Consider the following 13,856-nt stretch of genomic DNA (forward strand, 5'->3'; position numbering starts at 1 on the left):
GTGTGGATGGTCGCCACGTCATTGGCGCCGCCCGCGCCATAGATCGCCGGGGTGGACAGCATCAGGTTGCTCAGCAGCGACTTGCCGGTCACCGCGTCATAGGTGTCCAGGGTGCTGGTGCCGTAGAAGTTGAAGCTGTCGCGCGCTGACAGTTGCAGGGTCTCCAGGGCCGGCGCGCCGAATTGGGTATCGCCGCGCAGCAGGCGCTCCAGCAGTTGCTGGTTGAGGGTCAGGCCCGTCGGCAGGCGATTATTGGCGGCGGCCTCGGCCAGGGCTTCGGGGCTGCCGACGTTGATGCTGGACACGCCGAGGTTCAGGTGGCGGGTGCCGTAGCGCACTTCATCGCCCATTTGCAGGGTGCTGTCGGTCAAGGCGACGATGCTGCCTTCGGAATACAGTGCCGTCTGCCCGCTGCAGGGTGCACTGTCGCACGCGCCCAGCTGGATGCCCCCACTGACGTTACCGCCCGTTGACGGTGCGGCGATGACGTTGAGCAAACCGTTGGACACTGCCAGCACATTGGTCAGGCTGTAGATAAACCCGTCACGCGCGTCGTAGCTGGCCTTGCCCTGGCCGATGGTGTTGATCGAGGCGCCTTGCTCGACCGCTATAGTGCCCGTGGAGGTCACCAGCATGACTTCCGGCGCCGCCAGGTTCGCGCCCTCGCGCAGGATGATGGAACTGGTGATACTGCTGGGGAGGTTGATGTAGTTGCCACCTTGGCCGTAGGTGACATAGGTCATTCCACCGATCATCAGGCGAGCGGCGCCCATCGCGTTAAGGCTGTCTGCATTCAGCGTTATGCCTCTGAAACCGCCGGTAGCCGCTTTGCCTGCCGCGACAATTTCGATGCCTTTCCCTGAGCCATTGCTGTCTGCGTTAATCAGCGATACGGTGCCGCCGTAACCGCCATCAGCCGCCTCGAAGCGGCCGATCCCCTGGAACGCAAAAGCATCCGCACCCGCACCCGGCCGCAGGGCCAGTTGCAAGGTCTTGGCATCCACCGGCAGCAGCGCGCGGGGCACACCCAGCCTGGCGGCATCGGCTACGGCGAATTGCGCGTAGCCGGTTTCGTTGTATTGGGAGTAGCGGCGCAAGGTATCGGCCGAGGTGAGGATCACTTGGCTGGCGGTACTGTTGCTGATGCCGGTATTGACGATGGACAAGCGCCCGGCCGTGGCCCATGAGCCGTTGCGCAACGCCTGGGTCGCCCCTTCGGCGCCAGGCCCGGCCAGGCCATTGATTTCCACCCGGAACGCGCCCGGCATCAGCGCGTAGGTGGACGGCATCAGGGTGTAAGTGCCGGCTACCAGGCCCGGCACGCCGGCGCCGAGGGTGATCTGCTGGCCTATCAACGGGTCGACCGCGCCGCCTTCCGGCGCCACCGGGGCGTAACCCGGCTGCACGCCCGGCACAATCGCATAGACCGGGTTGGTGCTCAGGCCTGGCAGCACAAACCCGCCATTCACACCGAACTGTACCAACGGGTTATAACGCGCATCCGTAGAGCCCCCGCGCCCGGAAATAAACCCGGCGCCGAGCAGTTCGCCACCGCCGGACAGATCCACCGTCGCCTCCGGCAGCACTGTCACCTGCTGGCCACCCAGAATCACCCCGACGTTCAGGCTGCCCGCACTGTTGCCGCCACCCTGGCCGATAAACGTCAGCGTCTTGCCGTTGTACTTATAAACCTGGCCATCCACCGTGCCGCCGTAAGGCAGCACCAGGCCCTTGCCGCTCACCGAGGTCAGGCTGCCCGGCAACAGTTCCACGTTGGTAGAGCCCAGGTTGCCGATCTCGATCAGCCCCAGCGGCGCACGGACTACCCCCCCCTGCTTGATGGTGGGCCCGCCCAATTGCAGGCGACCAAAGACCGAGTAAGGCATGGCAGCCGTGCTGTCACCACTGCGTGCGATGGTCAGTGTGCGTGTCAGATCGTAATTGAAGCCGGTGCCATTGCTGGCAGCATTGTCCAGATAGCCCGCCAGTACCCGCGCGCCGACTTCAGTCGCCGGATACAGCTGCGCCGCGCGCAGGGTCATGTCGCCGTCGGTCATCAATTGCGTGCTGATGCCCTGGGCAATCACATCCGCGCCAGCGCCGGCCAGGAAACGCAGGTCACCCTGGCTGGTCAATTGCACGTCATCAAACCCGCGCCGTTCCAGGCTGGCCTGGCTGTTGTCAGGCCGCAACAGGTAGCTCTTGTTGCCAAACAGCACATTGCCACGCACCTCTATCAGGTTGGCGTTGGCGTTGAACTGCGCCGTAGTGGCCAGCGCGGAGGGATTGGGCAACACCGGCACCGCGCGGGTATAGGCTTCCTTGCCGGATTCGGCCGGCGCGAGGATGCCGGCCAACAGCAGGTAAGGCGCCTGCAGGTTGACCCGCGAACTGGCCGCCGCGTTTTCACTGAGGTTATAGCTGCCACCGTACAGGCTCAGGCTCTGGCCCATGGTCAACGACACGTCACCGTCGAAACTCAGCAAGCCGTTGCTGAGCAGCGCCAGGTTGTCAAAGCCGCCGGCGCTGATCTGGTCCACGCCGAGGCGTCCATGGCCGTACTCCAGGCCGGCAGTCGGGCTGGCTTGATGGGTCTGGCTGAGCACCAGTTCACGCACCTTGAGCACACTGTCGTTGACACCGGCCTTGAGGTAATACGGACTTTCCAGGGCCACGGCCAGGCTGCCGCCCGCCGCACCGGCGCCACCCGCACGGGCAACGAAGCTGCCGTCCAGGTACAGGCCGTTGTTCGACGCAAAACTGATGCTGCCGCCATTGCTGGCCACCGGCACGCGGCCCTGGCCGGGCACATCCAGCAGGGACTGGGCGCCCGACGCGTCCAGGCGGGCGCCGTCGCGCACCACCACAAACAGGTCGCTGGCCTTGGCGATGCCGGTGGCCAGGTTGATCTCGCCACCGATGCTGATCGAACCGCCATTGCGCACCTGGCCGTAGACATTGCCACGGTTGCTCACCGCCGTGACCGCACGCGACGCCACATCGATCAGCGCGTTTTCACCCACCTGGATCGAACGGCTATGGCCGGCGGCGTTGGCCGCTTCCGAGCCCGTCGTCGTCAGGCCGCCCAGGCTGACGCTGCCGCCCCAGGCATTGAGGCTGCCGTTCATGGTCAACTGGCCGACGCTGCGCAGGTTGATGGCCTGGCCGGGGTCGACACTGATCACCGCGCCCTGCCCCACGCTCAAGGCCGTGGTGGCCAGTTCGGCCGCCGTGGAATTCAGATTGCCGGCGGTCAGGCTCAGGCTGGCGCCACGGCGCTGGGTCAGTACGCCTTTGGCCGGGTCTTCCTGGTACAGCGCCGGCGTCCAGCGTTCAAGGGCGGTGGCCGGGTCGCTGCCCGTGGGCGCGGCCGAGGTCTGCTCGCCAATACGGTAGACCGGCGTCGTGACGTCGACCTGGGTACCGTCCGTGACCAGCAGCCCTTCATTGCCGGTGATGTCATAGGCCGAGAAGCCCTTGTTGAAAAAGTCCCCCGCCAGTTGCACGGTGCCAGCATCGGGCGCCGTGGCGCTGTCGCCGATCTGTACGTTGCGCGCCTGCAATGCCAGGGTGCCGCCGCCGCTGACGCCATAACCGCGAATCTCGCCGTCCAAACCCAGGGTACCGAGAGACGCCAAGGTCACGTCGCCGCCCTTGCCACCGTTGAGCTTGCCATCCAGGCCGAGGGTGCCACCGGCGGAGGTGTCCACCACGCTGCCGGCGGCCAGGTTCACACCGCTCGTGCTGCGCAGCGACACCTTGCCGCCGTTCACATAGGCCAGGCCGCTGCGGTTGGCCGGATCCAGCAGCAGATTGTTCCAGCGCCCAGTGGCATCCAGCGAGACCCCGCTGGCCACGTTCAGCGTGCCGCCGCCGTTGAGGATCGTGTCACCCACCGCACCGGCTTTAAGCGGGTCGACCTGGCTGAGGATGTTGCCCGCGTTGAGGCTGCCGCCGTGGGCCGTGAGGTTGGCGTTGATGTCCACCCTGGGCCCGAACAGGGTGATATCGCCGCCATCGGCCACCTTGAGCGCTCCGTTGACGGTGACCTGCTGCTTGGCCGCGACCTTGATCGCGCCCAACTGATAGCCATTGAGCTGGTCGCTGTCGAGCACCAGCTTGCCCTGGCGGTCCGCCGGCAGCGCGGTGGTGAGGTCCAGGCCATCGGCGATTTTTTGCCTGTTGCCTTCGATCAATACCTCGTCCGCGTTTGCGCCCAAGGCGTAGCGCAGTGTGCCGGTGGTCTTGTTGTAGATAGGCGTGTAGCCGCCAATGATCAACTGCGCGCGCTGGGCCATGGCCTTCTGCGACTGCTGGTAACCGTCGAGGTTGATGTTCGGCGCCTGGGTCTGGCGATCGCCCTGGAACACGTCGCTGATCACCTGCCCTTCGAGCACTGCGCTGGTCGTGCCGATCACCAGCTTGCCGGCATCGCGGCCCACCGTGTAACCGCTCTCGTAACGGCGCTGCTTGGCGATCATCGGGTTGTAGTAGTAATCGGTCTGGCCCCAGCGCTTGCTGGTGTCTTCATACCCCTTGTAGAACCCGGAATAAAGAATGTCGCCCGGCGCGTTGGACAGCTCATACAAGCGCCCATCCGGGCCCTTGAGCCAGGTCTGCTGGATATAACCGGCCTGCACATCCACGGTGCCGCCCGACAGGTTGATCTGCGCGCCCTTCTGGGTCACCACGTCCTTGCCGGTAAACGTCACGGTACCGCCCTGGGCCATCCACTCGCCCACCGAGTGACCTTGGGTGCCCAGGTAGCCGCCCACTTCCAGCAAGCCGCCAGCGGTGTACCAGCGATCCGTCGCATAGCCGTTGGTGCCTGCGGGCACAAACACCAGTTCGCGCAGGTCGACCCACACATCGTTATTGATCAACTGCCCATCGTCACGGTTGACCGGTGCGTCGCGCTGCTCGTTGCCCTGTACGTTGATCTTGATGTTGTTGGATTCCATCGACACCTTGACGCCGACCGCCCCGGAGACATCGATCATCGCCCCGTCGCGTACCAGGCTGCGCCCGGTGGCACTGACCGCGACCTGCCCACCGGTAGCTAGGGTGATCGAGCCTTTCTGGAAGTCCACCGTGCCGCCGCTGACGATCTCGATGCGTGATTGGTCGGTGCGGTCGGCCACCGCGCTGAGGTTATTGAACGGGCCGGTGATCAGGTTGGCGGGCGTGCCGTCGAGCTTGATCAGGCCGTTGTCCTTCTGGCCGTTGAGCGCGGTGCTGCCGCTGCTGTCGAGCAGGATCGCGGTGGTGCTGCCCTCGCCCAGGGTCACACTGCCGGTGGTGTCGGTCGCGGCATTGAGCAAATGAATAGTGCCGCGGGTGTCCACCGAGGTGCTGGCCAGGGCCACACCGTTTTGCTGCACCTGGTGCCCGGTCAGGGTGATGTCGCCGGTGGAGGCCATGATCAGGCCGGTGTTGCTGACCTTGCCTGCGCTGCTGCCGACCTTGAGGCTGGTGGCCACTTCATTGCCACGGGTGGTGGAACGGTCATTGCCGGTGGTGCCGACACCCTTGCGGATGTAAAAGCTGTCGCCGGCGGCCAGGGTGGTCTGGCCCTTGGCGGTGTTGAGGGTGCCGGCGTTTTCCACTTCCGAGCCCAGCAGCAACGCGTAGCCGCCGCCATCGGTGGAGGTGGCCGGGCTGTGGGTCTGGATCAATGCGCCGCGCTGCACCTCGACCTTGCCGGCCGCGTCAGTGAAGGTCGGCTGGCTGCCGCTGGCGTCCACGTAGAGACCGCGCTGGGTGAACTGCTCATCGGTGATGTTCGCCGCCGCCGCCACCAGATTGCGCACGTTGACCTGGCTGGTGCCACTGAACACCACGCCGTTGCGGTTCACGATCATCACCGTACCGGCGCCGTTGATCTGGCCCTGGATTTCGCTGGGGCGTGCATTCGGGTCGTTGACGCGGTTGAGCACGGCCCAGCTCGACTGCTGCTGGAAGTCGACGCTGGTGTTGCGCCCGACGTTGAAGGTTTCCCAATTGAGGATGGCCTTGTCGGCGGTCTGCTCGATGGTCACCGTGGTCTTGCCGCCGGACTGGCTTTGGGTCGGGCCCTTGGCGTTGGTCCAGCCCTGGGTCAGGCTGTTATCCACCTGCAGGCCGCCCTTGCCCAAGCCATCGGGAATGGTCGAGACCTGGCCGAACGCGGCCTGGCGCCCGGCGGCCTGCGCCGCCTGCTGCGCGGCAATCGCCGCCACACTGGTGTTCAAAGTGCTGATGGAGCGCGCCAACTGCTGGTTGACCTTCGCCTGCTGGTTCAACGTCGGAACCCCCGGCACCTGCCCGGCACTGACCCGCGCCGCCGTCGCCGCCTGCGTCGCGCCTTTGTCGGCAAACCAGCTGGAACTGAACGCCGTGGCCGCGTGGGCGTTACCGGCCACCATCAACAAAGCAATGGCCTGGGCCAGGGGCTTGAGGCGCAGGACAGGCGCTTGGGCTTTGAGGTTAACCGGTGATTGGCAGCGCACCATCGGGAATCTTCCTTCTTTGTTGTCACGCAGGGAGCAAGACACGCTCACGTATGAGGGTTAGGCGGTTGGCGAGGGGCGAGACCGAACTTCTGTCATGCAAAGTTCATAGAGGGCTGGTAACGGCAGGCACAAACGCAAAAATCAGCAACGGCACAGGCCGTTGCTGATCAGGTGTTGCGGGTCGTTGAAAGCCTGGGTTACAGCGGACGACCGATACCGTTGCAGACGTTGGTGTTGCCGATGCTCAGGGCGTTGGTGGCGGTCAGGAAGCTGCCGCGAATTGCGATTTTCCAAGTGTTTGGCAGCGGTACGAAAGCGTTGGCAGTGATGGCTGCATCGTTGTTGGCAGAAGCGCCGTAGTGCTTGGTGAAGAAGTCACGCACTTGGGTGGTCTGGGTGGCATCGGCGTAGCACTGGCCGAAGATCACGTTGGTGAAGCCCAGGATCGGGTAGCCCGAGGTTGGGTAAGGCTGCACACCGGCGGTGTTGTCTGGACCGAATACTGGAACCCAGGCGTCCGGGTTGCCACGGTCGGTGGTGGCCGGCACCGGTACGGCGTTGATGGCAGCGGAAACGTTAGCGGCAGCAGGCGAAACGCCGGCGGTGTTGGTAGCAACCACCTTGCCTACGCGAGCGACCTTGGTAGCGTCGTCCAGACCGGCGAGGGTTGGAGCGGCGAAGTCAGGGCTCATGTAGGTAATGCCGCCGGCGGTGGCGGCCAGGGACGTCATCACACCTTGGCTGCCAGTGGCGGCAACAGCGCCTACCAGTGGGGTCAGGCCGAGGCTGTAGCTGTTGGCGAAGATCGGCGTAACCGCGAAGGTGCCAGGTTCGGTGGTGCACTTGGCGTTAAGGAAGCGGGTGAACAGCTCAGTGGTACCGCTGCTTTCGCTGCGATAAACCACTGCGATCGGGCCAGTACGGCCAGCGCCGGAAATCTCGCTCCAGTCTTTGACACGGCCCGAGAACACGCCGCACAACTCTTTAACGCTCAGATCAACCGCGTTGGCCCCACTCTTGTTGAACGGAATGGCAACCGAAGTCCCCACCGATGGCACTTGAATCAGCTTGCCCCAGGTCGGTTGCTTGTTAGTCACATAGGTGGACAGCTCAGTCGCCGACAACTTGGAATCACTACCGGCCCAGTGCACATTCTTGTTGGTCACGCCAGCCACGAACTTGGTGTAGTCGTTGTTCAAGAAGGCTGCCTTGCCGTTGCCGCTGCCCACGCCGATGTACTGGGCGAAGCCGGTGGTGAGTACGCCGGAAGTCTGGTACAGCGCTTGTGGCAAGGTGGCGCCGCCGCCGTTGATGTCAGCCATTGCAGCCTGGGCCGAGCACAGTGCAGCGAGGGTCATGGATACCGCGAGAACGTTGCGCTTAAACATGAAGAAGCTCCTTTCGTCGTGTTTGTACGTTGAGGTAGATGGCGCTTGCATGACGCTATGGCATCGGTCCCGAGCCGTGCATCGGGGGTGGCGAGGGGTGAGGCCATGGGTAGGAAATTTCGCAGCTTCCGATGACAGCAAAAGGAAAAAACCTCGGGAGGAACACCTTGATTTTTAAAAAGATTCTCGGGTGTTTTGGTCATCGTTTTGAGCGGTTTGGCCGCAGGTGACAGCGAGGTTTCAGTGCGCACGGCTGAACCCCGCGTGGGGTGTACGGATATGACGGAATGAGGAACCCGAGGTTGGGGCTGGCGGTATCAGGGGGCATCGAAAAGTAACGGAATGAAATGACTCAACTGTGCAGTCAGGTCACCAGTTGGTTGATCTCGATGATCGGCAACAACACCGCCATCACGATCACCAGCACCACCGCGCCCATCACCACAATCATCAGCGGCTCCAGCAGCGCGGTCATGCCCATGGCGCGGCGCTCGATATCCCGCGACAAGGTCTGCGCCGCGCGCTCCAGCATCGGCGGCAGCGAGCCGGTTTTTTCGCCGCTGGCGATCAGGTGGATCAGCACCGGCGGGAAGACTTTTTCCATGGCCAGCGCCGGCGCCAGGTTGACCCCTTCGCGCACCTTGGCCGTGGCATCGTTGACGCATTGGCTCAGGCGCTCGTTGGACAGGGTTTGCCGCGCCGCCTCCAGCGCGCGCAACAGCGGCACGCCAGCACCGCCGAGGATCGCCAGGGTCGAGGCAAAGCGCGCGGTGTTCAGGCCGAGCACAAAGCGCCCGATCAGCGGCAAGCGCAGGACGCGGCTGTGCCAGTTCAACCGCGCCACCGGGTTGCGCAAGTACAGGCGCCAGCTCCAGAAGCCGCCGACGATCCCGGCAAAACACAGCCAGCCCCAGGCGCGAATGAAATCGCTGGCGTTAAGCATCGCCAGGGTCAGCCCCGGCAAATCCTGGCGCGCCTGCGAAAATGCGCTGACCACCTGCGGCACCACGTAGCTGAGCAGGAAAATCACAATGCCGATCGACACCAATCCGACCACGCCGGGGTAGATAAACGCCGTGAGGATCTTGCCGCGCAGGTTGTTGCGTTCCTCGATGTAATCCGCCAGGCGCTCCATCACCTGGGCGAGGTCACCGGACTCCTCCCCCGCTGCAATCAACGCGCGGTAGATCGACGGAAAGTCCCGAGGCCGCGCGGCCAATGCGTCGGCCAGACGCATGCCACCGCGTACGTCTGCGCGCACGGCGGCGAGGGTCTGGGCGATGTGTTTTTTCTCGGCCTGCTCCACCGTCGCGCTCAACGCCGCTTCCAGCGGCAGGCTGGCACCCAGCAGGCTCGCCAGTTGCCGGGTGGCCCAGGCCAGGTCGTTGTCCGACAGCTTGGCGGTGAACAAAGTGCTGCCGGCGGCGGCGTGCTGATCGCCTTCGACCTGCACCCGCAACGCCGTCAGGCCGCGGCTGCGCAACAGCGCAAATGCGCCACTCTGGCTGTCGGCCTCCAGGTGCCCGGCCTCGACTTTGCCGCTGGCATCGGCGGCTTCGTAGCGATAGCGATTCATCAGGCGTCCCGTGTCACGCGCAGGATTTCTTCGGGTGCGGTGGCGCCGCTGCGCACCCAGCGTTCGCCGTCTTCACGCATGCTGAACATCCCGGCGCGCCGCGCGGCCAGGCGCAGATCCTGTTCACCGGCGCCGTTGTGGATCAGGCTGCGCACGTCGTCATCCACGCAAAACAATTCGTGGATACCGGTACGCCCGCTGTAGCCAATCTGGTTGCACTGCGCGCAACCCACCGGGCGCCAAGTACCGGGCGCGGCCGGGTCTTCCTGCTTGCAATGCGGGCACAGGCGGCGCACCAGGCGCTGGGCCAATACACCGAGCAATGAAGACGCGAGCAGGAACGGCTCCACGCCCATATCGATCAGGCGATTGACCGCCGACACCGCGTCATTGGTGTGCAGCGTGGCGAGCACCAGGTGGCCGGTGAGCGAAGCCTGCACGGCGATTTGTGCGGTCTCCAGGTCGCGGATTTCACCGATCATGATGATGTCCGGGTCCTGGCGCAGGATCGCGCGCAAGGCCAGGCCGAAGGTCATGTCGATCTTGGCGTTGACCTGTATCTGGCTGATGCCCGGCAAGTCATATTCCACCGGGTCTTCCACGGTGAGGATATTGCTGGTACTGGCATCCAGCCGCGCCAGGGCGGCGTACAGGCTGGTGGTCTTGCCGCTGCCGGTGGGCCCGGTGACCAGCACGATGCCATGGGGCTGGCGGATCAACGTATCCAGGCGTGCCAGCAACTGTGGCTCCATGCCCAGGGTTTCCAGTTGCAAGCGCCCGGCCTGTTTGTCCAGCAAACGCATGACCACGCGCTCGCCATGCCCGGTGGGCACCGTGGACACCCGAATATCAATCGGTCGCCCGGCCACGCGCAGAGCGATACGGCCGTCCTGGGGCAGGCGTTTTTCGGCGATATCCAGCTGGGCCATGATCTTGATCCGCGACACCAGCGCGCCATGCAGCGCCTTGCGCGGCGACACCACGTCGCGCAGGGTGCCATCGACGCGGTAGCGCACCACGGAGTGGGTTTCGTAGGGCTCGATGTGAATATCACTGGCCTCGTCCCGCGCGGCCTGGGTGAGCAAGGCGTTGATCATGCGGATCACCGGGGCGCCGTCCTGGGTGTCCAGCAAGTCAGTGATTTCGGGCATGTCCTGCATCAAGCGGTCCAAGTCCACCTCGTTTTCAGCCGCGCCGACGACTGCGGCGGCGCTGCCGGTGTCGGCGTAGGCGCTGGTGAGCAGGCCGTCGAGTTCGTCGTCGCGCACGTGCTCGAGGCGGGTTTGGCCGAACTGGCGGTGGACTTCGCTGATCGACCAGCCGGGGGTTGAGGGGCAGACGGTCAACAGCATGCCGTCGTCGCCGGGACGCAGGAGGATGCGTTGGGATTTGGCCCAGGCGTAGGGGAGCAGGCTCACAAGACATCTTCCTGACCGAGCGCGGTCCAAATGTGGGAGGGGCCTGCGTACAACAGGCTCATGGTCGTGCCCCTACAGGCACCGCGCGAATCACCGCCCGCGGCCCCGGCTGCTGCCCCGCCGGAATCGCCTTCTCCACCGAAGGCAACTGCGGCGCCTGCACATCCGGCATCGCCCAGCTGTGCTCCGGCTGCAACCCACCCTGCGCCCGGCGCATGAACTCATAGCGATTCAGCGTAATACTGCGCCCCGCCCCACTGTCGCGAATAATGTAAGGCCGCAAAAACACCATCAGGTTGGTCTTGCTCACACTGCGTTTCTCATTCCGAAACAACGCCCCCAACCCTGGGATATCCGACAACCACGGCACCGCATCATTGCTCTGGCTATAGCCATCCTGCAGCAAGCCGCCGAGCACCATGATCTGCCCGTCATCCAGCAGAATGCTGGTATCAATCGCACGCTTGTTGGTCACCGTCCCCGCCTCCACCGACGCCCGCGCATCCACGGTGCTGACCTCCTGGTAAATATCCAGCTTCACCGTGCCGCCCTCGGAAATCTGTGGCCGCACATTCAACTTGAGCCCCACTTCCTCGCGCTGCACCGTCTGGAACGGGTTGTTGCTGGTGCCCCCACCGCCGGTCACGTAGCTGCCGGTGACAAACGGAATGGTCTGCCCGACAAAAATGCTCGCCGCTTCGTTGTCCAGGGTCAGCAGGTTCGGCGTCGACAACACGTTGGTGCCGCCCTTGCTCTTCAAGGCGCGGGCCAGCACCTTGAGGTCGAGCACCTTGCCGATCCCGGGAATATCCACGGTGCCGTTGACCAACCCGACGTTCAGGCCCTTGGGCAACACATCAATCGTGGTAGGGCTGGCGGGCGTGCCGTTGATGCCGCTGCCACCCAGGTTGACCCCGCCGAAACCGCCCTTGCCGCCGAGGTTGCCGGCCTGCCACTGCACGCCGAATTCGGTGGCATCGTCTTCGCTGACTTCCACGATCAGGCTTTCGATCACCACCTGGGCGCGGCGCTGGTCGAGCATGTCGATGACTTCGCGCAGGTTGCGATACAGCGGGTCGGGCGCGGAAATCAGCAAGGTATTGGTGGTGGCGTCCGCCTGGATCGTCACCCCGCCGGCGCTGAACGCGGTGTCCTGGTCACTGGCGGCAGCCCCGCTGCTGTTAGTGGCGCTGGTGGTCTGCCCATAAACCGACTGCACGCCACTGCCGGTGGGCGTGCCGCTGCTGTTCTGCGCGGCGCCGCCGGCCTGGGTGTTCTTGCTGTTACCGCCCATGGCGCTGAGCTTGCCACGGGCATCGTCGCTGACGCCGGCATCGCTTTCGCCGGTGAGCAATCCGCGCAGCGACTGCGCCAGCTTGCCCGCCTGGGCATTGCGCAGGTACACCACGTGCATGTTGCTGGGGTTGCTCTGGGCATTGTCGAGCTTGTAGATCAGGTTGCGCGCCAGCTCCGTACGCTCGGGGCTGCCGGAGCGAATGATGATCGAATTGGAGCGCGGGTCGCCGATCACGTTGATCTTCTGGGTCTGGTCGGCGCCCTGGGTTTCCAGCAACTCGGCGACCATGGCGGCGATGTCGACGGCGATACCGTTCTGCACCATCACCACGTCGGTGTCGATGGCGCTGGGGGTGTCGATGCCATTGATGATCTGCGCCACACGCGCCAGGTTTTCCGCATAGTCGGTGATAACAATGCTGTTGTTGCCGGGGTAGGCGTTGATCGGGTTGTTCGGCGACACAATCGGACGCAGCACCGGGATCAGGTTCACCGCGTTCTCATATTGCAGACGAAAGGTGCGCGTCTGCATGCCGCTGCTGCCGGCGCTGTAGATCGGCCCACCGAGCAACTTGGCGTCCGCCTCCGGCACCACCTGGGCCACGCCGCCTACGTCCACCACACTGAAGCCCTGCATGCGCAGCGCCGCCAATAGCATGTCGTAGGCCTGGTGCGCGGGGACCTGGCCTTCGCTGACCAGCGTCAGGTTGCCCTTCACCCGCGGGTCCACCAGAAATTGCTGGCCGGTGGCGCGCGACAATGCGCGCACCACCGCCTGGATATCCGCGTCGACAAAATTGAGCTGCACCGGCTGGTCGCCCAACGGGTTGCGCGCCTTGATGGCGGCGGGCGCGTGGCCACGGGCGCTGTTGGTCACCGGGTGTTGTACACGCGGCTTGGGCGGCAGCTCGCGCTGGCGGTCGAGTACGCTGTCGCCACTGCGTTGGGTCTCTGCCAGTGGCTGGCCGAGTTCACTGTCCACCAATAACGGCTTGACGGGCTGAGGGTTACTGCACGCGCTCAGGGCCAGCAACAGCAGCGGCGCGACCTTGCGAAAAGGCGCAGGATGGGGGGCTGACCACTTCATGAAGCTTCCTTAGCGCCAAGCGCCTGGTCCATGCGAACGGTCCCGGACACAATGCCGGCCGAGTGATTGATGGCGTCCTCGGCACGTTGCAAGCGCGCCTCGGACACCTCGAGGGAAAATGAATGGGGGTTGCCCAACAACCAGCCCACCACGGCGTCGGCCGGGGCGTTGTCAAAGGTCAGGCGCCAGCCACCCGGTTCCAGCGCCTGCAACTGGTAATGCCCCTGCAGCCCGGCGCCGTCAAGGGCCTGGCGCAACGCGGCTTCATCGCCCTGGCGGGGCGCGGCGACGTCCTGCAACAGCACCTGCAAGGCGGCGGCCTGGGCGCGCAGCTTGGGGGTTTCGGCCTGCCAGTAATCGATCTTTTTCAATGCGGGCTGCACCAGCACCCACCACGTCAGCAGGCTGGCCAGTACCAGCCCGGCGCCGATCAGCAGGCGTTTTTCGCGCAGCGCCAGGCCGCGCCAGAACAGCTGGGATTGGCCGCGCAAACGCAGCAGTTTATTCATCGCCGGCCTCCGGTTTTTCCGTGGCCTGCGCCGGGCCGATGCTCCAGCCATGCGGATCGCGCTCGGCGACAAAACCCGCCTGGGCCAACGC

6 protein-coding genes are annotated in these 13,856 nt (G+C 64.7%); all 6 read right to left on the minus strand.

Annotated elements, in window-relative coordinates; genetic code table 11:
• The coding region (locus WBR57_RS21195) for a filamentous hemagglutinin N-terminal domain-containing protein (RefSeq protein ID WP_424086309.1) at window positions 1–6,491 on the minus strand (6,491 nt) is incomplete at its 3' end.
• A gap of 197 nt (window positions 6,492–6,688) precedes the next feature.
• Window positions 6,689–7,879, minus strand: coding sequence for a substrate-binding domain-containing protein (locus WBR57_RS21200; RefSeq protein ID WP_424086311.1), 1,191 nt, complete (start codon window positions 7,877–7,879; stop codon window positions 6,689–6,691).
• Between the two features lie 364 nt (window positions 7,880–8,243).
• The gene (gene gspF, locus WBR57_RS21205) at window positions 8,244–9,455 is read right to left on the minus strand and encodes a type II secretion system inner membrane protein GspF (protein WP_424086313.1); all 1,212 of its coding nucleotides are present in this window, start codon (window positions 9,453–9,455) and stop codon (window positions 8,244–8,246) included.
• Complete coding sequence (gene gspE / locus WBR57_RS21210; RefSeq protein WP_424086315.1) at window positions 9,455–10,873, minus strand: type II secretion system ATPase GspE; 1,419 nt, start codon at window positions 10,871–10,873, stop codon at window positions 9,455–9,457. Before gspE ends, gspF begins: the two co-directional genes overlap by 1 nt.
• A gap of 58 nt (window positions 10,874–10,931) precedes the next feature.
• Complete coding sequence (gene gspD / locus WBR57_RS21215; RefSeq protein ID WP_424086317.1) at window positions 10,932–13,256, minus strand: type II secretion system secretin GspD; 2,325 nt, start codon at window positions 13,254–13,256, stop codon at window positions 10,932–10,934.
• Window positions 13,253–13,765, minus strand: coding sequence for a type II secretion system protein GspM (gspM, locus tag WBR57_RS21220; RefSeq protein WP_424086318.1), 513 nt, complete (start codon window positions 13,763–13,765; stop codon window positions 13,253–13,255). The genes gspD and gspM overlap by 4 nt, the downstream gene beginning before the upstream one ends.
• Between the last annotated feature and the right edge of the window lie 91 nt (window positions 13,766–13,856).

It is taken from the genome of Pseudomonas sp., assembly GCF_049590575.1.
Lineage (GTDB): Bacteria > Pseudomonadota > Gammaproteobacteria > Pseudomonadales > Pseudomonadaceae > Aquipseudomonas.